General features: G+C 38.0%; 24 protein-coding genes. 8 read left to right on the forward strand and 16 right to left on the reverse strand.

Annotated elements, in window-relative coordinates; genetic code table 11:
* Nucleotides 1–124: 124 nt before the first annotated feature.
* Together MN204_RS08285 and proB are read right to left on the reverse strand one after the other, a co-directional pair.
* A complete protein-coding gene (locus MN204_RS08285; protein ID WP_249870619.1) occupies nt 125–1,372 on the reverse strand; it encodes a glutamate-5-semialdehyde dehydrogenase in 1,248 nt (415 codons plus the stop codon).
* Nucleotide 1,373: 1 nt separating this feature from the next.
* Entirely contained in the window at nt 1,374–2,492 is a 1,119-nt protein-coding gene (gene proB / locus MN204_RS08290; protein WP_249870620.1) for a glutamate 5-kinase, read from the reverse strand.
* An 810-nt stretch (nt 2,493–3,302) separates the two neighbouring features.
* Between proB and MN204_RS08295 the strand changes: the two genes are divergently transcribed.
* The 4 genes from MN204_RS08295 to cydS all read left to right on the forward strand — a co-directional run bounded on the left by MN204_RS08295 (nt 3,303) and on the right by cydS (nt 6,882).
* Nucleotides 3,303–4,064, forward strand: a complete 762-nt coding sequence (locus MN204_RS08295; protein WP_249870621.1) for an NRDE family protein — start codon at nt 3,303–3,305, stop codon at nt 4,062–4,064.
* A gap of 339 nt (nt 4,065–4,403) precedes the next feature.
* Nucleotides 4,404–5,744, forward strand: a complete 1,341-nt coding sequence (locus MN204_RS08300; protein WP_249870622.1) for a cytochrome ubiquinol oxidase subunit I — start codon at nt 4,404–4,406, stop codon at nt 5,742–5,744.
* A complete protein-coding gene (locus tag MN204_RS08305) occupies nt 5,741–6,766 on the forward strand; it encodes a cytochrome d ubiquinol oxidase subunit II (RefSeq protein ID WP_249870623.1) in 1,026 nt (341 codons plus the stop codon). The genes MN204_RS08300 and MN204_RS08305 overlap by 4 nt, the downstream gene beginning before the upstream one ends.
* A 5-nt stretch (nt 6,767–6,771) precedes the next feature.
* Nucleotides 6,772–6,882 carry a cytochrome bd oxidase small subunit CydS family protein gene (gene cydS, locus MN204_RS21720; protein WP_438804697.1) on the forward strand — a complete coding sequence of 37 codons (111 nt, stop codon included), beginning with the start codon at nt 6,772–6,774 and terminating at the stop codon, nt 6,880–6,882.
* 85 nt (nt 6,883–6,967) lie between these two features.
* Here the strand turns inward: cydS and cydC are convergent, their stop codons facing one another.
* Entirely contained in the window at nt 6,968–8,689 is a 1,722-nt protein-coding gene (gene cydC / locus MN204_RS08310; RefSeq protein WP_249870624.1) for a thiol reductant ABC exporter subunit CydC, read from the reverse strand.
* Nucleotides 8,686–10,416, reverse strand: coding sequence for a thiol reductant ABC exporter subunit CydD (gene cydD, locus MN204_RS08315; RefSeq protein WP_249870625.1), 1,731 nt, complete (start codon nt 10,414–10,416; stop codon nt 8,686–8,688). Before cydD ends, cydC begins: the two co-directional genes overlap by 4 nt.
* 185 nt (nt 10,417–10,601) lie before the next feature.
* On the opposite strand from cydD, the gene MN204_RS08320 reads away from it, so the two are divergent.
* Nucleotides 10,602–11,579 (forward strand): L-lactate dehydrogenase, encoded by a 978-nt coding sequence (locus MN204_RS08320; RefSeq protein ID WP_249870626.1) that lies wholly within the window; start codon nt 10,602–10,604, stop codon nt 11,577–11,579.
* A 134-nt stretch (nt 11,580–11,713) separates the two neighbouring features.
* Here MN204_RS08320 and MN204_RS08325 read toward each other — a convergent pair whose 3' ends face one another.
* Together MN204_RS08325 and MN204_RS08330 are read right to left on the reverse strand one after the other, a co-directional pair.
* The gene (locus MN204_RS08325; RefSeq protein WP_249870627.1) at nt 11,714–12,109 is read right to left on the reverse strand and encodes a hypothetical protein; all 396 of its coding nucleotides are present in this window, start codon (nt 12,107–12,109) and stop codon (nt 11,714–11,716) included.
* A gap of 214 nt (nt 12,110–12,323) precedes the next feature.
* Complete coding sequence (locus MN204_RS08330) at nt 12,324–12,872, reverse strand: short-chain dehydrogenase (protein ID WP_306798634.1); 549 nt, start codon at nt 12,870–12,872, stop codon at nt 12,324–12,326.
* Between the two features lie 217 nt (nt 12,873–13,089).
* Here MN204_RS08330 and MN204_RS08335 point away from each other — a divergent pair, with 217 nt between their 5' ends.
* The gene (locus tag MN204_RS08335; protein ID WP_249870855.1) at nt 13,090–13,572 is read left to right on the forward strand and encodes a ribonuclease H-like YkuK family protein; all 483 of its coding nucleotides are present in this window, start codon (nt 13,090–13,092) and stop codon (nt 13,570–13,572) included.
* Nucleotides 13,573–13,921: 349 nt separating this feature from the next.
* Here MN204_RS08335 and MN204_RS08340 read toward each other — a convergent pair whose 3' ends face one another.
* The 8 genes from MN204_RS08340 to MN204_RS08375 form a co-directional block, all read right to left on the reverse strand.
* The gene (locus MN204_RS08340) at nt 13,922–14,632 is read right to left on the reverse strand and encodes a Crp/Fnr family transcriptional regulator (RefSeq protein ID WP_249870629.1); all 711 of its coding nucleotides are present in this window, start codon (nt 14,630–14,632) and stop codon (nt 13,922–13,924) included.
* 224 nt (nt 14,633–14,856) lie between these two features.
* Nucleotides 14,857–15,078 (reverse strand): heavy-metal-associated domain-containing protein, encoded by a 222-nt coding sequence (locus tag MN204_RS08345; protein ID WP_249870630.1) that lies wholly within the window; start codon nt 15,076–15,078, stop codon nt 14,857–14,859.
* Between the two features lie 215 nt (nt 15,079–15,293).
* Entirely contained in the window at nt 15,294–16,382 is a 1,089-nt protein-coding gene (locus MN204_RS08350; protein ID WP_249870631.1) for a metallophosphoesterase, read from the reverse strand.
* Between the two features lie 85 nt (nt 16,383–16,467).
* A complete protein-coding gene (locus MN204_RS08355; RefSeq protein WP_249870632.1) occupies nt 16,468–16,923 on the reverse strand; it encodes a GNAT family N-acetyltransferase in 456 nt (151 codons plus the stop codon).
* 289 nt (nt 16,924–17,212) lie between these two features.
* Nucleotides 17,213–17,467 carry a spore coat protein gene (locus MN204_RS08360; RefSeq protein WP_249870633.1) on the reverse strand — a complete coding sequence of 85 codons (255 nt, stop codon included), beginning with the start codon at nt 17,465–17,467 and terminating at the stop codon, nt 17,213–17,215.
* Between the two features lie 12 nt (nt 17,468–17,479).
* Entirely contained in the window at nt 17,480–17,665 is a 186-nt protein-coding gene (locus MN204_RS08365) for a hypothetical protein (protein WP_249870634.1), read from the reverse strand.
* A gap of 115 nt (nt 17,666–17,780) precedes the next feature.
* Complete coding sequence (locus MN204_RS08370) at nt 17,781–19,250, reverse strand: alkaline phosphatase family protein (protein ID WP_249870635.1); 1,470 nt, start codon at nt 19,248–19,250, stop codon at nt 17,781–17,783.
* Between the two features lie 46 nt (nt 19,251–19,296).
* Nucleotides 19,297–20,025 (reverse strand): endonuclease/exonuclease/phosphatase family protein, encoded by a 729-nt coding sequence (locus MN204_RS08375; RefSeq protein WP_249870856.1) that lies wholly within the window; start codon nt 20,023–20,025, stop codon nt 19,297–19,299.
* Nucleotides 20,026–20,288: 263 nt separating this feature from the next.
* Here MN204_RS08375 and MN204_RS08380 point away from each other — a divergent pair, with 263 nt between their 5' ends.
* The gene (locus MN204_RS08380; RefSeq protein WP_249870636.1) at nt 20,289–20,528 is read left to right on the forward strand and encodes a hypothetical protein; all 240 of its coding nucleotides are present in this window, start codon (nt 20,289–20,291) and stop codon (nt 20,526–20,528) included.
* Between the two features lie 275 nt (nt 20,529–20,803).
* Here MN204_RS08380 and MN204_RS08385 read toward each other — a convergent pair whose 3' ends face one another.
* Both MN204_RS08385 and MN204_RS08390 read right to left on the reverse strand, forming a co-directional pair.
* Entirely contained in the window at nt 20,804–21,076 is a 273-nt protein-coding gene (locus tag MN204_RS08385) for a hypothetical protein (protein WP_249870637.1), read from the reverse strand.
* Between the two features lie 146 nt (nt 21,077–21,222).
* The gene (locus MN204_RS08390) at nt 21,223–21,441 is read right to left on the reverse strand and encodes a YdbC family protein (RefSeq protein WP_249870638.1); all 219 of its coding nucleotides are present in this window, start codon (nt 21,439–21,441) and stop codon (nt 21,223–21,225) included.
* Between the two features lie 105 nt (nt 21,442–21,546).
* Between MN204_RS08390 and MN204_RS08395 the strand changes: the two genes are divergently transcribed.
* Nucleotides 21,547–22,002 (forward strand): YndM family protein, encoded by a 456-nt coding sequence (locus MN204_RS08395; protein WP_249870639.1) that lies wholly within the window; start codon nt 21,547–21,549, stop codon nt 22,000–22,002.
* Nucleotides 22,003–22,076 lie beyond the last annotated feature (74 nt).

A 22,076-nucleotide genomic window follows, 5' to 3' on the forward strand; every position in this document is an offset into this window, starting at 1 on the left:
TAAGACCCCTTCTAGCGAGATGATAGTGTAGATGTTCTGTAGAAACGTTGCCGACCCATGTTTAATTGCCGGGGATTATGCCATCGATTACAGGCACTCCCCTTAAATTTGTCAAACTTACTTTTTAGTTTCTGATTTGTCCGTTCCCTTTTATAAAAAATTTACTTGATGTTAGTGCCTGCAATCCCATCGGTCCTCTTGCATGCAGTTTTTGAGTGCTGATTCCGATTTCAGCACCATATCCAAATTCAAATCCATCTGTAAACCGGGTTGATGCATTATGGTACACAGCAGCAGCATCTACATTCTGTAAAAACATATGTGCATTTGAGTCGTTCTCTGTAATGATTGCTTCCGAATGTCTTGTGCCATACTTATTAATGTGTTCAATTGCTTCTGCCACATTATCAATTATTTTGACACTGACCGCAAGTCCGAGATATTCTTTATACCAGTCTTCTTCAGTCGCTTGATTAGCTTGTGGTAAAACTTCTCTGACCTGCTCTTCCGCATATATTTCCACATTTTCCTCTTTCAGTTTTTTCAATAGACTTTCACCGTGAGAATGAAACCACTTCGGATGGATCAATAAGGATTCAATCGCATTACAGACAGATGGACGCTGGAGTTTTGCATTCAGTACAATTTGTTCAGCCATTTCCTGTCTGGCAGTCTCATCGATATATACATGACAGTTCCCCGCACCCGTTTCAATCACAGGCACAGAAGCCTCCCTGACAACTGTATCGATTAAGTTTTTCCCACCTCTAGGTATCAGTACATCAAGATACTCATTTAAGCGGAATAGTTCTTTCGCTGTTTCCCGGCTCGTATCCTCGATTAACTGAATTGCATCCACTGGAATATTGCTCTTATTTAATGCACGGTGAATCGATTTTACAAGGGCTATGTTTGAATGCCTTGCAGAAGAGCTGCCTCTTAAAACAACGGCGTTTCCTGTTTTCAAAGTAAGTGCAGCTGCATCGATAGTTACATTTGGCCTTGCCTCATATATAATACCAACAACACCAATTGGCACACGCTTTTTTTGAATGTATAGGCCATTATCCTTCTCGATTGTTGAGAGAACTTCACCGATTGGGTCATCAAGTTCAATTACCTGGCCAATAGCTTCAGCAATTCCTTCAATTCTTTCTTTGTTCAGCATGATCCTATCCAGTACCGATTGGGTCAGCCCTTTTTCTTTTCCTTCCACAAGATCCTTTTTATTTTCTTCCAGAATCGTTTGCTGATCGGCTATCAATTGTTCCGCAATCAATTGCAATGCAGCGTTTTTGTCTTCCGTAGTCACTCCTGTCATAGAATAACTTGCGATTTTTGCCGCCTTACCCTTCTGAATAACTTCACTCATTTTATATTTCCTCCCCTATTTTCTTTGCTTCCACCCATCCATCACGATGAATGACTTCTATAGTAGGTAAAATGATATCCATTCCATTTTCCATACGGCTATCAATCCATTTTTTCAAATCATCCGATGAACAACTCACCTGGCCTTTGCCAAGCAATCGATCTGCACAATAGACTTGTACGACATCCCCTTTTTGGAATGTGCCGCTAACGTTAAGAACACCTGGAGAAAGTAGACTGCTGCCGTTATATAAAATCGCTTTTTCCGCGCCCTCATCAACAGACAATTTCCCCATTGTTTCGGAGTGGATTGCAATCCATTGTCTTCTCGTATTGATAGCGCCGTTTCGATGACCTGAAATATAGGTCCCATTACCTTTTCCATTTAAGACATGAAGAAGTTTTTCCCTTCCTTCACCACTTCCAATAAAAACAGGTATACCTAGTGAGGATGCAGCTTTGGCAGCCATCAGTTTTGATTTCATGCCACCGGTTCCAACTTTAGATCCGGTCGTATCAGCGAAACCGATCATTTCCTCTGTAACGGCTTCAAGCACAGTATATTTCACTGCAGTTGGATCTGTTTTTGGATTTCCGCTGTAAATTCCATTAATATCCGTTAAAATGATCAACTGATCAGCATGGACAAATCCACTCACCAATGCAGATAGCATATCATTATCTCCAAAAGTCAATTCTTCAACTGAAACCGTATCATTTTCATTGATAATTGGTAAAATATTTCTCGCAAGTAGCTCCATCATGGTGGCGTAAGCGTTCTTGTACCGTTCCTGGTTGGAGAAATCACTTCTAGTTAAAAGCAGTTGTGCTGCAGTAATACGGTACGCATTGAATTTCTCAATATATGTTTGAATCAACAGACTTTGACCAACAGCTGCAGCGGCTTGCTTTCCTTTCAGAGTAACTGGTCTCGAGGAATAGCCCAGCCTTGCAAAACCTGCTGCAACTGCACCGGATGACACAAGGATCACTTCATGATTTGCTTTACGAAGTGCAGCCAGTGCATGAACATGATCTTCTAGTTTCTGCTGATCAATTTCACCTCTATCGTTTGTTAAAGAACTGCTCCCTATTTTAACTACGATTCGTTTTTTGCTCATCATTCATTTCCCCTACATTAAAATTTATAAATATTAGAAAACTTGACATTACCAACCCTTTATGGTGACAGTCTTCGTTGCACGGATGCAAGTAAGAAAGTTTATTCTTTATAACTTGCAAAAAAAGCCCAATCATCCTTATTTATAAGGACGAAAGAACTTTGCTTCCGCGGTACCACCATTACTTGAATGCATGCGCATTCCGCTCAAATCCATAACGCTGGAGACGCGCCCATGTTTTGGCATGGGACTCTGAAGGCAGGTTCTGCAGGTTTACTATGACGGAATCTTTCAGCTCGTAAATCCCGCTCTCTTTCATAGCCATTCCCACGTACTAATCCTTCATTACCGTTCAATATTGTTGCTATTATTATGGACACTAACGGCACTATTGTCAATAGAAGAATATAGCACAATTTCATCCTATTTTATGAAATCGTACCCTTTGAACACCTCTGCTTCATTCACATTCGTCATTCTACACTGGGATACAAAACGTTGCCATCCGTTCGTAAATCGCTCTTCATCACTAGTTGCGAGTATATATCAAATCTAAATTTTTAAGTATGAAAAAAGAGGCTGCTTAATAAGGCAGCCTCTTTCTATGCGTTTATAATTGTGGCGCAGGACCATGTGGTTCACATCACATGTATTGCGTTATCCTTCCGTCTTACACAAATCAGCTCATCGCTTGATAAGTATAGCATGGTTCCATGAGTACTGCCAGATAAATTTTTTCCTGTTAAGCCAATTTTTTGGTAATCAACGTACAATGCATTTATAATTGGGAAAAAAGGAGAAAATCCCGCCATGTGTTTAATCAATTTTCAGTTTCATAACCATCCAAAATATAAGTTGGTCATCGTTGCCAATCGGGATGAGTTTTACAAGCGACCCACGTCTGAGGCCGGGTTTTGGGAAGATTATCCTGAAATACTTGCAGGTAGGGATCTATTGCTGATGGGTACATGGCTCGGCATCACGAAAAGCGGTCGCATCGCAGCATTGACTAATTATCGGGATCCAGACATGGAAGGACAAAACAAAACTTCCCGAGGTGAAATTGTAACCAACTATTTGACAACAGAAGTGACTCCTGACGAATATTTAAAAAACTTAAGTGCTAGCAATAAACGTTATGCAGGGTTCAATGTCATTGTCGGCAATGCTGAGCAATTGTTCTATTATAATAATATTGAGGATAATATCATAAAAGTCAGTAGAGGCACACACGCTTTGAGCAATCATTTCCTGAATACACCATGGCCTAAAGTCAGAAAAGGCCGAAGTATGCTGGAAACTTATTTGAATCAAAATAAGGATATGAATATCGATAAGCTATTTGAAATTGTCTCTGATGCTGAAGAGGCTGGGGATAAAGAACTCCCACATACAGGAGTGGGCATAGAACTCGAAAGAAAACTCTCGCCATTATTCATACGAACTCCAGACTACGGAACACGCTCTTCTACTGTTATATTAATCGATCATAACAATCATGTCACTTTTGTGGAACGAACGTATGAAAAGGGAATTTTTCTAACTGAGAAACATTACACATTCGATATTTAAAAACGCAGCAACTGCCTAAGCCTTTAAGCCCATGCCTAAGTTGCACTTATATGCAGTATAAAATCTAAAATTTCTTACTTGCTAAAAAAAGGTTATTACGGTAACGCTTTGGGTAATGTAATGTACATGTACTCGATTTGCATATACTTGAATTTAATATATTTGTTCACAAGATATTCATTTCGATGTTGGAAATTTGCCATAAGAAAATTACATTCCTGTTCGTTATACGTGTTATAATTTAAACATGTGCATTATTTAACAAACTACTGTAATGCATATTAAAAAAGCGCTTATTTATGCTCCATACTTGCGTACTATTAAGAGGGGGATTTTACATTGTTATTTGATGATCCAGTATACGCTAGTAGATTACTTACTCTTCTAACCTTATCCTTTCACATTATCTATGCAACGATCGGGGTTGGGGTACCACTCATGATTATGATTGCACAATGGATTGGAATCAAAAAGAATGATAATCATTATATTTTGATGGCAAGAAGATGGGCGAAAGGTTTTGTTGTGACTGTTGCCGTTGGTGTTGTAACAGGTACGATTATTGGACTACAGCTTTCTTTACTATGGCCTAGGTTTATGGAACTTGCCGGTAATATTATTGCATTACCTTTATTTATGGAAGTATTTGCTTTCTTCTTTGAAGCAATTTTCTTAGGTATTTATTTATACACATGGGATCGATTTGATAATCCCAAAAAACATTTCCTATTGTTAATCCCAGTTGCCCTAGGAGCAGGGATGTCAGCTTTCTTTATTACCATCGTAAATTCGTTTATGAATTCACCAGGTGGATTTGATATAGTGAATGGGCAACTTTTGAATGCAAACCCATTGGCAGCAATGTTTACTGCATCCATGCCTACAAAGGTATCGCATGTTTTAGCTACAGCTTATATGACAGTAGCATTTATGCTTGCAGCGATTGCTGCTTTCAAGTTAATTAAAGGATCCAATCATGAATATCACAAAAAAGCGTTGTATATGACAATGAAAGTTGGTCTCGTATTCGCAATAGCTGCTGCATTAATTGGAGATCTCTCCGGTAAATACTTAGCAGAATACCAACCAGAAAAACTGGCTGCTGCTGAATGGCATTTTGAAACAGAAGAAGGCGCACCATTGCTCATGTATGGCGTATTAGATGAAAATCAGGAAGTGAAGTATGCACTTCGGATTCCATTTGCATTAAGTATTCTTGCTCACGGAAATCCTACATCTGAGGTTATCGGGTTGAATGAATTCCCTGTCGAAGAACAACCTCCACTGGTCATACATTATTTCTTTGACACCATGGTTACGATTGGCGGATTTATGGTTCTTCTATCCCTTGTTTACTGGATAGGCATTAGGAGAGCATGGCCATTTGTTAAGGCAAATTGGTACCGTTGGCTCATTGTGCTCGGTGGACCATTATCCTTCCTTGCAATTGAAGCAGGATGGTGGATGGCTGAAGTTGGTCGACAACCTTGGATATTAAGAGGGATTATGACGGTTGATCAAGCAGCAACAACGAGTGAATATGTCGGACATATGTTTATCCTGTTTGCAGGTCTTTACCTTGTTCTTGGAATTGGAACAGTTGTCGTGATCAGGCGAATTTTCAAAAATGATCCCGTCGAGAAAGAGCTCGAAAAAATGCAGGGTGGTGATCCATCATGAGCTTAGAGATTCTTGGTATGTCCGTACTTTGGTTATTCCTGTTTGGATATGTTATTGTCGGTTCCATTGATTATGGCGCAGGTTTCTTTAATGCCCACAGCATCATCACAGGCAAACAGCATATTTTGTCAAATATAATTCAACGTTATCTTTCTCCTGTCTGGGAAGTGACAAATGTATTCTTTGTCTTCTTTTTCGTAGGAATTGTCGGGTTCTTCCCACAATCAGCATACTACTTCGGAACGATACTACTCATTCCGGGAAGTATTGGTTTGATATTGCTTGCAATTCGGGGTTCCTACTATGCCTTTGAATCGTATGGAACGAAGGGTCACAGGGGATATGCATTTATGTATGGAGCTTCGGGCTTATTGATTCCAGCTTCTTTATCCATTGTGCTGACTATTTCAGAAGGTGGGTTTGTATCCATTATTGATGGAAATCCGGTACTCGATTATGCAGCCTTATTTACGAGTCCATTAACATGGTCAATTGTTGTGCTTAGTATTGCAGCTGTACTTTATATCTCGGCTGTATTCCTAACTTGGTACGCAAATAAAACCGGTGACGAAAAAGCTACTGGTCTCATGCGAAAATATGCAATCGGTTGGTCAATACCATTAATTATTACAGCTAGTGGTATTATCTATGAATTGAGTTTTCATAATGAAGAACACTTTTCCAGGATTATGGATCTTTGGTGGATGTTCGCCTTATCATTCGTATTATGGATTGGAACCGTTTGGCTTCTATGGAAACGGAAAAATTATGGAATTGCATTCGGTTTACTTGTAGGACAATTCGCTTTGGCATTTTTCGCGTATGGAATATCACATTATCCATATTTACTATATCCACATCTGACAATATATGAAGGATTCACCAATAGAGCAATGGCAATCTCACTTGTCATCGCATTTATTCTAGGAATGGCTCTCCTGCTCCCATCCTTATATTTATTAATGAAACTGTTTCTTTTTGATAAGGACTATGTACAAGGAAATAACAATAAGGAGGAGTGATCCAGATGTTTAACGATTTTCTAATATTTATTGCTCCCTTTCTCATTATTATCGTTGCGATCGCACTCGCATTTTTGGTAGCTGGTAAAGATGACATCGTTACGAAGAAAGATTAATGGAATGCAACAATGTGGCAATTTAAAAAGGCAGTCTAAAGGTGTTATACGTTAGACTGCCTTTTTCTTATTCCCAAAAGTGCTCTTACTCCCCAAGAAATACACTCTTTTCAATCTCTTTCATCTGCTGGAAGTAGCCTTTTTGATTCATCAATTCTTCATAAGTTCCGGATTCAATAATTGTTCCCTTTTCCATTACGATAATTTGATCCATTTTCTCTAGGCCTGTAAGTCGGTGACTGATAAGAATAACGGTATCATCTTTCGCGACTTCAAAGAGACGCTCGTACAGTTTCGATTCTGTTAATACATCAATCGATGAGGTCGGTTCATCCAGTAACCATAAAGGGGCTTTCCGTGCTAGAACTCTGGCTATTGCTAATCGTTGCTTCTCTCCACCCGAAAGATTCTCCCCCTTTTCCAGCACCTGATCATCGAGATCGAAATGGCCTAGCTCTACGTTTCGGAGTATTTCCTTCATTTCTTCATCACGCAAACCATCCTTAGCAAGTTCAAGATTTTCTCTAATGGTTCCATAGAAAAAATGATTCGATTGCAGTACAACATTGGCATTTTCCCAGACGCTTTCCTGTGTTGCTTGCAAGAACGATTGGTTATTGAAATAGATATCCCCATTACCGACAGGGTATATTTTCAGTAACAGTTGCATGATTGTCGATTTTCCTGAGCCACTGGGACCAACGATTGCTGTTTTAGATCCTGCTGGAAGATTCAAGGATATATTTTTCAGTGTATCACCTGTTTCTCCTGGAAAGGAAAAATGCACATTTTTAAATTCAATGGAGGGAGCGATTCCTTGCTCCATCGTTTCTGTCTGATTTTGCTGCAACGGCTCCTCTTCATTTACAACCGTATCCAATCTCGCTACAGCTTGTCTGCTATCCTGTAGATGGCTTGGATACGCAGCCATGGCAGTTGTATTTTCAAATACTGTCAGTGATATCATGACAAGCAAGGCAAGAAATATTCCGTCCAATTGCCCCACAGTAACCAAGTAAGCTCCCACTGCCAGAACAGTTACAGAAACGAGAAGTGATATAAAGGTATTTACCGATTCACTAAACAAATTATGGATGCTTTCCCGTTCCTGCTCCTCCACATAATGATTCGATGACTGAAGTAAATCCTTTTCTTTGTCATGTACTTGCTGATATATTTTCAAATCTCGAAAACCATATAAAAACTCGGTGACATCTGTGGATAGTTTCCCTCTGCGCTGCCTTACTTTACGATCCACTTTTCGTTGTCTGTATCCAAAAAGGGCTGGAACAACAAAAGTTGTCAAGAGCAACCCCAAAACGAGAATCAATGCCGTTTGGATGGATATGAATGTTGTAAAAAATATAGTAACGAGAAATACGAGTACAATAACGATCGGTGGATAAAAAACTCGTAGGAAGTAATTTTGTAATGTCTCCACATCCCCAACGATTCTGGATAGCAAATCCCCACTTCGATATTTTTGAAAAATTGCTGGAGCAAGGGGTTCGAGTTTTTCATAAAAAGATACACGCAGGTTGCCAAGCATCGTAAATGTTCCTCGGTGGGAAAAATATCTCTCCCCATATCTGCTTAATGCGGAAATAATTCCAAGCAGTTTGACGACGGCAACAAGCACCATTAATGTATAAATAGGCGGAGCAAGTGCGGCCTGTGAAATTAAATATCCACTAGAAGAAAAAAGACCGACAGCAGTAATTCCGGCAATGAATCCACAGATAATGGAAAGAACAATATCTTTTTTCTCCTTCAGCAAAACGAGAATTACCGTTCTTAAACCCTTCATTCCGCTTTCCCTCCCTGTTGTGTATGTACCATATTTCGATACATTTCATCTGACTCTAACAGATCTGTATGGGTACCGGTTGCACGTAGTTCTCCGTTATCCAGCAACAGAATTTTATCTGCATTCTTAACCGTATACAGTCTGTGAGCTACGGTAATAACGGTTGAATTTTCTCCAAGCTCTTTGATAGACGATTGGAGGATTTGCTCTGTTTGCAAATCCAATCCGGTAGTTGGTTCGTCAAAAAGAATGATAGAAGGACGTTTTAAGAAGGCTCTTGCAATAGCAATCCGCTGTTTTTCGCCACCAGATATTCCTCTTCCTGCTTCGCCAATTGGTGTATCATACCCTTTTTCAAGTGTATCGATTAGTTTATTTAATCCGGCCTTCTCAGCTGCTTTGATTATTTCTTCACGTGTCGTTTCCTCTATAGAACCAATTGCGATGTTATCCGCAATCGTTCCTGAAAAAAGATATGGGTCCTGGGAAATATAGCTTAGGCTATCAAACCAGGATTTTTCACTGATCCGCTCTCTTTTCTCTCCATTGATTCTCATTTCACCTTCTTTTAGTGAAACAAGACCTGCTATCATATTTAGAAGTGTCGATTTTCCTGCACCAGTTTTACCTATAATTGCAACCTGTTCATAAGGACGAATGACCGTACTGATATTTTCAATAGCAAACCCATTCGATTCATAGCTAAACCCAGCACCAGCTAGTTCAATGGAAGGTGGTTGATTCGTTGGAATAGACGCTTCTCCCCATTCAACTGCCTGTTCCTGTTCAGACAACTCATTTTCCAATTTCTTCGCAGCTCCCATGCTCGTTCTTCCAGTATGAAAGGCACTACCTAAATCCTTCAATTTGGTATAAAACTCTGGAGCAAGTATTAACATTAAGAAACCGGTATAAAATGTGATATCCTGAAAAATAATCATGCGCACCGCAACTTCCAGTGCCACAAGACCAATACTTAGCATGGATATAAATTCAAGTGCTAACGAATTGGAGAAGGCTATCTTCAGTACCTCCATTGTTGCATCACGGAAATCCAAGCTGCTTTTTCGAATTTTATCTCTTTGCTGCTCGGAACGTCCGAACAATTTAAGTGTCGTTAACCCCTGTAATGTATCCAGAAACGTCCCTGAAAATGCAGCCATTTTATCAAATTGTTCTTCCGATTTATCTTTCGTTTTAAATCCAATGACCATCATAAAAATGGGGATAAATGGTGCCGTAACCAGAATAATGACACCTGTTGCCCAGTGTTCCATGAAAATGACGATAAGAAGCATGATTGGAATGACGGATGACTGGATGACTTGTGGAAGATAGCTGCTATAATAGCTGTCGATTTCATCCACCGTATCCATCATGACGCTCACCTTTTGTCCGGATTGCCCATGCATGGATGCTTGCCTAGGGCTATTCGAAAATTTATTTAAAAGGGACTGTCTTAATTTCCCCTTCACGATTGAAGCCATCTTAATCCCTGTTCTCCCACTCCAAAAAGTGAAAAAGGTTCTCGTTAAAAGAACTGCCACGAGCCCTACTAATAATGGCGTAATTTCTGAAAAGGAATGATCCTTCAAAAAAATACGATCGATAATCATAACAAATAAATAACCTTGTCCGATTATCGCAAAACCTGATATTATAGCTAAAATAATTAGAAGGACCAATTTATTTTTCTGCTCCATCGTCATTTCTTTAAGCTTGTTCATTGTTATGCCTCCTATATGCAATCAGGTTCGTGAACACCTTCACATCAGTATACATGAAGTGAAACATTGAAGTAAATTCATCTATACCCGGTTAACAAAATTGTCAGATTTGTTCAAGTGTTTTAGGTAGCAGTAACAAGGTTAGGATATACTATATAAAAATGAAATGGTGGAGGTAAGTGATAATGCTGAATAATGATATACGTATTAGTCGTGTAGCTTTAGTTGGAACTGGCTTTGTTGGATCCAGTTATGCTTTTGCATTAATGAATCAGGGAATTGTGAATGACCTCGTTATGATTGATTTGAATGAAGATAAAGCAAAGGGTGATGTCATCGATTTGAATCACGGTAAAGGATTTGCACCCAATCCAATGAACATTCGCTTTGGAACCTATGAAGACTGCAGCAATGTTGACTTGGTCGTCATTTGTGCTGGCGCCAATCAGAAACCTGGCGAGACAAGGCTTGATTTAGTTGAAAAGAACTTAACGATATTCAAAAGCATTGTAGATCAAGTAATGGAAAGTGGTTTTGACGGAATTTTCCTTGTTGCTACCAATCCCGTTGACATTTTGACATATGCTACTTGGAAATTCAGTGGACTTCCAAGTGAGCGGGTTATTGGATCTGGTACCATTCTAGATACGGCGAGATTCCGTTATTCACTTGGTGAGTATTTTCAAGTTGCACCTAATAATGTTCATGCATATATTATCGGCGAGCATGGAGATAGTGAATTGCCTGTGTACAGTTCAGCAAGTATTGGTACGACACCAATACGGAAACTGATCAGCAGAAATGAGCAATATAAACTTGAAGATCTCGACGACATTTTTGTCAATGTAAGGGATGCAGCCTATGCTATTATTAAAAGTAAAGGTGCAACCTATTATGGAATCGCAATGGGTCTCGCCAGAATCACAAAAGCAATACTTTCAAATGAAAACTCCATCCTTACCATATCCGCCCATCTCCATGGTACTTACGGGGAAGATCATGTTTATATTGGTGTACCGGCAGTTATTAATCGGAATGGTATACGGGAGATTATTGAGCTTGATTTGGATGAGGATGAAAGGGAAAAATTCAGCAACAGTGTTAACACATTAAAAGAAATTTTGGCACCACATTTTGAAGAATGTAAGCCTGATATGCAATAGCAGTACAAATCGGATAGCAAAAAACGTCTCCATCTCACGTGCAGATGGGACGTTTTTTTGGTTGGTAATAGAGGATAAGCTTATCAATGTGCAAGGTTGTAAGAAGGCATTTGTCTACGTTTTCTAGATCGGCTCTATTTTCTTCTGTTTCTGTAGAACTTTATGATGATATAAATAATTGATGCAAGTAAAGCATAGACAAAAAACATGACAAGAAAGCCCCATAAACCCATTACCGCATCCGCAAATTCCATATTTCCCCTGTTCGTAATTGCCTGCTGCAGCTCTATGGCAAAGACGAGTACAATCATAACCGTAAATGTATAAATGAAAGAAAAAATGGTTGTGCTCCATTTCATCCTTTCAAGTAACTTAAAAAAGAAGTAAACCATAAAGAATGTGAACATCCCTATTAATCCAATGACCCAAAAATGAAGTTCTTTATCAGTCATCCTTAAACCAAATATATCTATGAGAATATCGTGTATATTATTTACGATTTCTGCTAATGCAATAACAATTTCTTTCATTGTAACCTCCAGCAAATTAATTAATCTTCTATAGTTTACTATATTAGTAGGGAAAGATTATATGTTATTTAATTTATTTCTCAACTTTCGCACGATAAAATAGGTTTAAGTAGTAAGGCTTATATGTCAGTTTCATGGTGCAAATTGTTATGTAAAGTATAATACTTTACATAACAATGCATCGTTCACACATTACCAAGGTGTTATGAAACGTTTATGGTCTAAGTTCCCAGGGGTCGACTGTACCTACAATATGTACTGGTTGCCTTTTCTCCATTGCTTTAATGACCCCTGCACCTATTTCATCGTGTGTTAACCATCTCGACTTTGTCCCATCAATCATAAAGCCAAGCTGAATCTGATGATATACACAACTTTTAGGAACATCTGCTTTTCTTTTTATTTGATCCAGATCGCTGCTGCTTCCAACAATATGGAACAAATCCCACTTAACTGTAGTTTTTGATATTTCCGCGCTGATAATATTCAATGCATTCTCTGCAACAGAGTGAATCCACGCTATAGCCAAATCTATCCTTCCATTCTGCCGAATAGTCTTTCTAACGGCTTCCTTCAATTCATTTTCATTCCTGTAGTCAACGAATAAAGGAGTGATTTTTGAACTGTCCTCTGCCATGTTCATCAGTTGATCCATACGAGTTTGATTACGGCCAATAACTGATACGTTATACCCTCGGTTAACGAGATCAAGGGTTACTTTCGCCAGCATCCCAGTACCTCCTATTACAAGTGCATGTTGCATGCCATCACCTCTTTTTACATAATAAAAGAAACTGTTAAATTAATTTTACTTTTTTTTAGGAATTTTTAATTATTTTATACTTATAATTATAATATAAGTATGTAAATATAAAGGGAAACTTCACTCAAGGGCTTTGCCAATTCAGGAAGGGGTTTTTTTCTACGTGATATGTGAAGAGAGATCTGCCATTACATTCCAGAATCTGAGCCAGAAGCATATGTCATTCTCCCAAGTATTTCAATATATTAAAAGGTTTATGTATCATGACCCAAATGGATGCTATAAGCTTATGTTCGGAACTGATTCCCAGATCCATCCGAGTCATACGAGGTTTATCACAGGGATTGTCATTCATTGCGAAACAAAAGGGGCTTGGGCATGCATCCGAAAAGTGATCATACCAAGAAAATTAAATAACCTTCATGAGAGAATCTCTTTTGAAACAACATTAACAGAGGAAGTAGTATCCATGTTTACGGAGGAAAAGAAGGAACAGCTTATCGATATCGTGCTGCCAAATATCTATAAAGGCGCATCCTTCGCTATCGAAGGTCATATCGATATTGGTTCTGGAAGCAGAAATAAGACGAAGATCTTTGTCGATGAAATGGTATTACGAATGGAATCCTTGGGTATTGAGCCTAAAATTAAACCAGATTCGTTTGTGGCAAGCTCCTATGCAAATCACTTCACTAAATAACGCACAAGGTAGAGACTTCCATGAACATATTACTGTCCACAAACCAGCATGTAAATCGACGTGTACCTCCAGGTGTTCGTATAGAAATTCCTGCATATTGCTTTAAGGATTCCCTTAGTGATTTAATATAGTTGAGTAAAGAGTATCCTAATCATTTGCCAAAGCGATCAGTTTAGATAAGTTTCGGTAAAATAAAATATCCGTTTGCCACGTTATATCGTAGCAAACGCGAGTAGACAGTATTCTCTTTTTGAAAAAAACCATCATCATGTCATACTTCACTTAGGGTAGCGGTTCAAAAGTCCGTTCATGCAGGATAAATTAACTTTTATAGATTACATATCACTTTTTAGACAAAGAGAAGCCCATCTAGATCTAAAACTTCAATCCTTTTATGTGTTTTCTGCTTTATGAGCCCTTGTTCTTCAAGGTCTGCCAACTTACGGCTGATTGTTTCTGGAGTCGTCCCCAAATACGAGGCTAAATCCTTCTTGCTCATCGGTAAAGAAAACTCGTTTGATTCGTCCTCAAGACACTCAGCCAAGAATAGCGCAATTCTTGTCTCAACTTTTTCCGTCGCAAAACGAGTTGTTTGTGTTTCTGATTGGTCCAGCCTTTTAGAAAATTCCGTAATAATTTTAAATGAAATGGATGGATATTTTAAAAGCAGATGTTGTAAATCAGTTCGTCTAATCATACAAATACTCGTGTTCATAATCGCTTCGGCATATGACTCATGAGTGGATTCATTAAATAACGCGTATTCTCCTGTATACTCACCTGGATTTAATATCCGTACAAGCTGTTCTTTTCCAGATTCTGATAACCGATAAATTCTAACTTTCCCTTTATTTACAATATAGAGGGAATCGGATTCATCCCCTGCATGATAAATAATTTCTCCCTTCTTAAATGAAACGGATCGGGCCGTCCCCATAATCTCATCCATCTGCTCCTCTTCCAAATGATTAAAAATTGGTACCAATGATACACAAGAATGATGTGTTTCATTGGTATGATGAACGCATGGCTGGTGAGTGTGCGCTTCTTTTCTTACCATTTGTTTCACTCTCCTATCCGTATTTCTGCTGCCTTTGTGCGTAACTCTACTTAAATCGTAAAGTTAATTAGCACTGTTGTAAAGCCTTATTATGCTTGGACAGATTGTAAAGCAGCCTCTTTTTCCTTATTTTTAGGATTCAATCTGATTAAACGTATTGCGCGTTAGAAAAGGAAAGACACTGAAATTTAAATTTCAATGCCTTTCTTGGAATATATATAAAGTTAAGATACTTTTGCTGATTTTACCGGATAGCCTAATTTGCTTATCGTTTCCTCTATCTTGCTTGCTTCAATTTTGGAATCATCAAATTCGGTTCGGACCTTACTGGAATTGAATAACACTTTTGCTGATACTACTCCTTCAGTTTTACTCAATGTTGTTTCAATCTTTTTTATACATGACGGACAAGTTAGGGGTTCTAATTGAAATACGCCTTTACTCATTTTATTATCCTCCTTCTTGTTTATAGTTTAATGATAAGACATATTTCAATAGATTAACTTGATTAAAATCAAGTTTTGGATGAGATTTAACAAATTCAGTGTAAATCGGTAAACTAACGGAATTAAACCTTGCTGCAAACCCAGTTTAATTAAACCCTATTTTATTGGTGCGCAAGTTGAGTAATTTGTAATGAAGCCGAAACCTCCCTACACGGTTATTCAAAACAGTCGTCAGGTACCCATCCTACCTCACCATTGGAATTCTTCACAAGTGTATACCCGGCACATTTATTTTCAATAACCCATACCTTTTCATTCTCTGCTACAGATAGAAACGTTGTACTAAGGTCATCTGTGCAACATACTTTCCCCTCTGAAGATGCGATGTATTCGTTTTTAACCCATTGTTTTATTCCAAGGTTTTTAATTTCGCACAGTGTGAAGTATTCTTCCTTCCCGATTATTTCTAATTCATAATTCGGATATGTAACCGTTCCGATTCTGCCAGTACTATCTGTATGATTTTTTTTAATCGATGCTTCCTCCGTTAATTCGTCCACATATGTATAGGAGTAATGTCCATTTTCGATGATTAAGGCATTTAACTGACCATCTCTTTTGATTTGATTGCCGCCATCCAGGGCAATAACCCTTTTATCCAAATCTATTAAAGGATTATTTGAACATACTTGCTGTGTGCGATAGTTAACAACTGGCCAATGTCCTACAATTACTGGTTTTCCAGCCTGATGACACAATTCATAAAAGGATGGGACAGAAAGAGCGACAGATTCCTCTGTATGCAACCAATTATCGTGGTTATCAATGCCTGCGTGAATCATGATATGGTCAGCTGTTTCATAAGCAACTGGAAGTGACTCCAGCCATTCTATCTCTTGCTGAAAGTATAGACGATAAAAGGCTGCTAACTTTTCTAAGTTGGGGAAATCTTCAAGTGTTTTACCGTGTTTCTCCATCATTTCATTTAATATGGAGTACCTCTGTTTTTTCATGTATCCGGTTATTCCATTCATCCCATCAAATACAGGGCGATAAATCACATCACAATTTCCCTTCGTAACAAATACATGTTCCGATTTCTTTTTTAACGCTCTTACAAATCGCACAACTTCCAAGCTGTTTGGTCCTTTCTCACAAAGGTCTCCATTAATAAACAAATAATCATCGTCTATGTAATTCACCTTTTCCAAAAGCTGTTTAAAAAGCTTTAAACTTGCATGTATATCTGTAATCACAATGGAACGTTTTGTCGAATCCAGATCCAGTTTCGTTACTTCGATCACTGATTTCCCCTCATATCTCCAACCATTTAAATGGCTGTTTTTAAGTTGCAGACAAAGTTGGTCGACTGAATTCCTATTGTTTTCGTTATGACTTTTCCATAAATAGAAAAATCGTATCTTCCACATCAAGCTTGCCTGTTTTATAGCCTTTATATCCAAGCTTCTCATATAGAGCGATGTTCTTTGTTGAAAGACTGCCAGTAAACAATTTGAATGTAACATGTTCAAAATATTTTTCTATTTCTTCCAATAACTTTCTGCCTATACCTTGATTTTGATATTCAGGATGTACCATAAGTTTATTGATGTGGCATTCTCCCGCTTCCTCGTAAGCTCTAATAGAGCCAACAATCTTTCCATCGTCCGTAACATATTTGAGTACAATATTCTTGTCAAATGACTGTATTGCAGTCTCGATATCTTCCTTTAGAGGCATAATCTCATAATCATTGTATATTTCCGCTTCACTTATGTATGCGAGCTTTTGGATGGATAAAATTTCGCTTGCATCTTCTTTACTTGCACGTTCAATCGTTGCCAAACTGCATCTTCCTTTCAATAATAAAAGTCATTACTCATTACACTTTTATTCTACACTCCTTTTAAGAATAGAGGCAATAATCCTGATTATCCTATTGAACTGTTCCGACCGTAGGAGATTAAATGAACGAGGCAGCAAGGCAATTTTCCATTCCATTCAAATCATAGCTCTTCTATGAATAAAGTGAAACTTCTCGCTGAGGTACTAATTACATCCATGGATAAATTAAAGAGACTGCACCGGGAATACTTCGTTCGGTGCAGTCTCTTTTAGAAACTTTCCTCTTTGCTTACTGTCCGGAAGTCAATTGCGTTTTCACCTGTTGGACAACCTCTTGGGAAGCTGGAGCAGCAGGTTGATAGTAGCCCTTTTGAAGCGCAAGGTCGTATACTGTTCGTTGACGATTTTCATCTTGATTTCTCAATTGAATTAATGCTTGCCTAAGTTCAGGATTATTAGTCTCGCTAATATAACCTGCATACCCCTTCAAGCTTGCATTCAGTCCTGCTAAGTAATCATTTACCATATCTTTATCCTGTAGCATTGCATTTCCTCCTTATCCTAAAAAAGTCATTAGTTGTTGCTGGGCTTGTCTTGCTGCCTGGGCATCCCGTTCTAAAATTGTTTTAAACTCTTGGTCTGTACAATTTTGTGCATAGGTTTCTAATTTAGTTGCAATCGTACCATGCCCACCAATTATATGCCGTAAATGTTCAACTTCTAGTTCTGTTAAATTACTCATAGCTATCCCTCCTTTTTAAAGATCGTTCATAATCTTCCCGTAAGAAGGAAAGAAATACATGAAGATACTGTTAAACTTTTCATCCAATATCCGATACTGTTGGAAAAAGTAAAACTCAAATCAATGAAATGAGCCAATCCTTTAAATCGACTGTACGTAAATATTTAGGGGAGGAATTTGTACCATAAACAATCATGGATACCAATGAATCTTGTGCATGCAATCCCCCATGACTGGCACCACCAATATGGGTTGGAGAACTCTCACCCTTGAATTCATAGCCCGGTTTCGCACTTACTACCATGTATTCACCTTCATGCGAAAAAAGGGATGCATGCAATCGTGCTAAAGCATCCGGATATTCTCCAAAGGTTATATTATTCCCTTCTTTTTTAATATCCAAAATCTCCAAATCCCCTTCAACATTCCAATGTTTTCCGTATTCATCACTGAGGATCCCATTCGGACTAAATTGAAGTTGACCATCACGGACCCCGGATGTTACGGTTATTGCATCTCCTTGTTTACATGCAATGACATCAATTCGATAGTCTTGTTGCATGATTTGGGCTATAGCTGTCAGAGGTACCTTTTTCGGGTTAAGTGTATAAATATAAGACATTCTTTCGTTGACCCCCAGCACGATTTCATCCTCAGCCGTAACACCTCTTCTTAACTTAACAATACTATAGGAGCTTAAGAGTTCCCTTAAATTGATTAACGCCTTTTTACGGCTTCTTTCAATATTTGCCTGACCATTATCCCCAATAATTATCCAAATATTATTTTCGAGTGCATCCTCCCATGATTCATTTTCATTTAATATTCGTTGCAATTGTTTATCCACCTTTTGAATGCCTTTTGTATCCATTATTCCGTTTTTATGTACACTTTGGTCATAATCCGGAAAATAAGCTATGGTAAAAGGCGGGAGTAGATCTTCTCTAATAAGATAGCTTAGTTCATTGGCAGAAAATTTATCATTAAATCCGTACTTTTTCAAAATGTCCGTAATATTTCCTTTTGGGTTTACTTTGTGCATCCCACCGTAAGTGAAATAATCCGGCGTATACGTCTTAAGCTCTCTGTCCATTCCTGTCAATAATGACAATAGAAATGGTATTTTGAGATGATCGGAAGTACTCCCTCTGTATAAGAGTGCATTGATGGATCCAGTATGTATACCCTTTTCCTTGAAGGTTTCATGAAATGTCGCGTGCATTTTATTTAAGTGAACATGATTTAAATTATAGAATATATCCATCATGGATTGATTTAATCCCAGTTTAAGAAGCTCTTTCACGTCACTTCCATAATTTACGATTCGTTTTTCTTTTTCGTTATACCAGACTAATCCAGGGACTTTATGTTTATCACAATACACACCTGTTAATAACGTACTGTCAACATTGACTGACATGGTTGGAAATGGACAGACAAGATTGGGAAAATAACGTCCATTTTCCATAAAAAATTGTAATGCAGGAGCTTTCTCATTCTTTAATGCTTCCTGTAAAGGTAAATCCATTAACGTATCAATCATTATCATAATGACTTTTTTTTTCTGAGAATGAGTAGTTGGCATACTTATTTATTTTCCTTTCCGTAACTTTCTTATGATGGATTTTTAGCTATTTTAAATGAAGCTGAGCTTTGACTGGGAAATGGTCAGAGGCTTTTGGATTAGTTGTTTCCATTTCAGCTTGAATAACATCAAAATTCCGATCAACAAAAATATAATCTAATCTGAATCGGGGACGTAACGTTGAGTATGTGTACCCGCTCCCCTTCCCTTCAAGAAGCCATGCATCCTGAAAAACACGCGTTATTTTCCGCCACCCTTTTGATCTGGGTTTCATATTACAATCACCCATGACAATAACTGGATATGGATTATCTTTCAGCAGATCAACGATAAAAGATGTTTGTATTCGATGCAGAAATGGATTAAGGCTTAGATGAGTTACATGGACATTAACTATTTTTTCATGAATTTGGATGGTCGTATCAAGAATCGACCTCCCTTCAAACAGTCCCGGTATGAATTCAAATGCGTGTACTTTTTTAGTTAGTATCGAAAATCGTGACAGCAATGCAATTCCGTATTGTCGTCGTGGCAGCGTTCCTTTAGATTTTAAAGACAGAGCTGGAGCGAAAGCATAGTCCATGTTTAAGTGATTGGCAAGCCAACCTATTTGATCCATATAATCGCTTCGTTTTGAAAAATATTTATCAACTTCATTTAACGCAATGATGTCACTGTTACTCTTTCTAATGACCTCAGCAATTCGATTTAAATCCAATCGCTGATCTGTGCCAACTCCATGGTGAATGTTATATGTCATTACTTTAATTTTCACCAACAGTAATCCCCCATATCCTCTTTTGTCAAAAAGAATCCAACGTATTTTATTTTTGTTGTTATTTTTAGTAAATAAAATGGAAATCAATTTCAGTATATTTTTAGCTTATTTATCAAAACTAATACTGTGTTTCTTAGAAAACTTGGTTGTCACCAGGCTTTTCGGTGACAGCCTTCGTTGCACTATGCAGGTTGGTAAGTTTACCCTATCCTACCTGCTAAAAACACTTCACAAACAAAACAAAGGAGATGTTGATGAATATGAATAATCGACAAGGTGTAATGACAGCGGTAATCACGACTGCTGCAGCTGGTGCCGCTATTTACGGGATTACAAGAGGTGTCCAAAATGGCACATTTCAGCGTTTGCCACAACAGTTATCTAACGCCATGAACAACCCAACAGTTCAGCAAGTAGCGAAACCATTCCAAAACATGGCAAACAACCAAAATTTACAAGATTTAACAAACACACTAGGTAACAACAACTCTCAGCAATAAAGAAATAAACCTTAACCTGTTATGAAATATGTACCGAAAAAATCATGATTATTCACATCTCTCCCTCCTCTTCATCCTGAGGAGGGGTTTTTGATGCAATAAGAAAAAACCTTTTGACATAAGGCCTTAAGGTTATACACCTTTAATTTTATCCATACAAATGATTTATATGCTCATAAAGTAAAAACCGACTCAGGAGAAGACAGTAGGAATATGTATTTGATCCATCTGCCAAAAAAAAATAGGAAACCTCTTTTTGAAGTTTCCACCATTTCTTATAAAACGTCATTTATATTTTGCTGTGCTTCCTTTACTTGTTGACGTGTATCATGCAGATTCTGATATGCCTGCTGAAATTGTGAATTCTCAGTTGCTTCCGTACCTGCCTGATCCTGTGTATGTTGCAATGCCTGTTCTGCTTCCTGTAACTGCTGCTCCGCTTGTTCAAGCAGTTTACGATCGTAACCTTGTGCCCGTAGAATGGCATCCTGTGCTTCTTTGATTTGCTGACTCGCATGCTGTAATTGCTCGTGCATGTTCTGTTCCACGATATACGTACCTCCATTGTTTGGTTCGTTAAAAATCTTTCTATATTATTCCTTAGATTTTTTGGATTATGTATAACGGTAAAAGATGGTACAGATCCAATGGCGGAGTTTATTATTCAAATGCTGGCATTATCTCCAGGAGTTTATTATTCAAATGCTGGCATTATCTCCAGGAGTTTTTTCAATTCCTCTTTGGTTAAGGTGACACCTTTACCCATTTTTTCTTTTCCTGGTGCCCAATCGCGTAAATCATATTTAGGTTCTCTCCCATTCCAACTGATCAAATTCAGCTCTTTTGTCCAACCCTTTGGTGATTCTGAAAGCACTGCAATTGTTTCGATAATTTCATATTTTAACTCTGCCATACTAATCTCCTCCTCTTCATTATTGTAAATTACACGGTATAGTTCATCAAAAAATCCAAATGCTAATCATAGATACCATCTCTTTTCCTGAAAGGAAGTTTAATTTTGAGACACTTAAAAGCATTGGGTATTAAATTTACAGTTATCGCTATTGTTCTTTACTCTATTCTACCATTATTTTTAACAGCAGGACTTGGTGAAATATTTTTCATGAGTGTGCTTTTAACAGGAGTTACGTATATAATCGGAGACCTTTTCATCCTCCCCAGATTGGGTTATTTTAGTGCCACTGTAGCTGACTTTGTCCTTGTTACTTTTTTAGTCTGGATACTAAGTGTCCTATTCATCGGAACTGGACCCGCCATCTTTGCTTCAGCTCTATCCGTTGGTTTTGGTGTCGCTTTGACTGAAGCAATATTCCATATTTATATGAAGGAAAAAGTATTAACAGACACTGAATTAGATAAGGGATTTTACCGCGCCCATATGCAGACAGAAATTGCTGAAGAAGAGGATATACATGCGTTGAATAATAAAGTCAAAAGGGATGAAAACGATTAGACAAAATTAGGTTACATTGCAAATTTATTATTCAGCATTTAGTTGTAAATCTTTATCTTCATATGACATATGCT

This window comes from Oceanobacillus saliphilus, from assembly GCF_023522835.1.
Taxonomy (GTDB): Bacteria; Bacillota; Bacilli; order Bacillales; family Amphibacillaceae; genus Oceanobacillus; species Oceanobacillus saliphilus.

Bases quoted from the DNA above. Each gene is read 5' to 3' on its own strand.
- MN204_RS08320 (WP_249870626.1), top strand. From the start codon at position 10,602: ATGCTGAATAATGATATACGTATTAGTCGTGTAGCTTTAGTTGGAACT.
- MN204_RS08285 (WP_249870619.1), bottom strand. From the start codon at position 1,372: ATGAGTGAAGTTATTCAGAAGGGTAAGGCGGCAAAAATCGCAAGTTAT.
- MN204_RS08360 (WP_249870633.1), bottom strand. From the start codon at position 17,467: ATGCTACAGGATAAAGATATGGTAAATGATTACTTAGCAGGACTGAAT.
- MN204_RS08335 (WP_249870855.1), top strand. From the start codon at position 13,090: ATGTCATTCTCCCAAGTATTTCAATATATTAAAAGGTTTATGTATCAT.
- MN204_RS08370 (WP_249870635.1), bottom strand. From the start codon at position 19,250: ATGCCAACTACTCATTCTCAGAAAAAAAAAGTCATTATGATAATGATT.
- cydS (WP_438804697.1), top strand. From the start codon at position 6,772: ATGTTTAACGATTTTCTAATATTTATTGCTCCCTTTCTCATTATTATC.
- MN204_RS08305 (WP_249870623.1), top strand. From the start codon at position 5,741: ATGAGCTTAGAGATTCTTGGTATGTCCGTACTTTGGTTATTCCTGTTT.
- MN204_RS08380 (WP_249870636.1), top strand. From the start codon at position 20,289: ATGAATAATCGACAAGGTGTAATGACAGCGGTAATCACGACTGCTGCA.
- MN204_RS08390 (WP_249870638.1), bottom strand. From the start codon at position 21,441: ATGGCAGAGTTAAAATATGAAATTATCGAAACAATTGCAGTGCTTTCA.
- MN204_RS08330 (WP_306798634.1), bottom strand. From the start codon at position 12,872: ATGCAACATGCACTTGTAATAGGAGGTACTGGGATGCTGGCGAAAGTA.
- MN204_RS08340 (WP_249870629.1), bottom strand. From the start codon at position 14,632: ATGGTAAGAAAAGAAGCGCACACTCACCAGCCATGCGTTCATCATACC.
- MN204_RS08325 (WP_249870627.1), bottom strand. From the start codon at position 12,109: ATGAAAGAAATTGTTATTGCATTAGCAGAAATCGTAAATAATATACAC.
- cydD (WP_249870625.1), bottom strand. From the start codon at position 10,416: ATGAACAAGCTTAAAGAAATGACGATGGAGCAGAAAAATAAATTGGTC.
- MN204_RS08345 (WP_249870630.1), bottom strand. From the start codon at position 15,078: ATGAGTAAAGGCGTATTTCAATTAGAACCCCTAACTTGTCCGTCATGT.
- MN204_RS08365 (WP_249870634.1), bottom strand. From the start codon at position 17,665: ATGAGTAATTTAACAGAACTAGAAGTTGAACATTTACGGCATATAATT.
- proB (WP_249870620.1), bottom strand. From the start codon at position 2,492: ATGAGCAAAAAACGAATCGTAGTTAAAATAGGGAGCAGTTCTTTAACA.
- MN204_RS08295 (WP_249870621.1), top strand. From the start codon at position 3,303: ATGTGTTTAATCAATTTTCAGTTTCATAACCATCCAAAATATAAGTTG.
- cydC (WP_249870624.1), bottom strand. From the start codon at position 8,689: ATGAAGGGTTTAAGAACGGTAATTCTCGTTTTGCTGAAGGAGAAAAAA.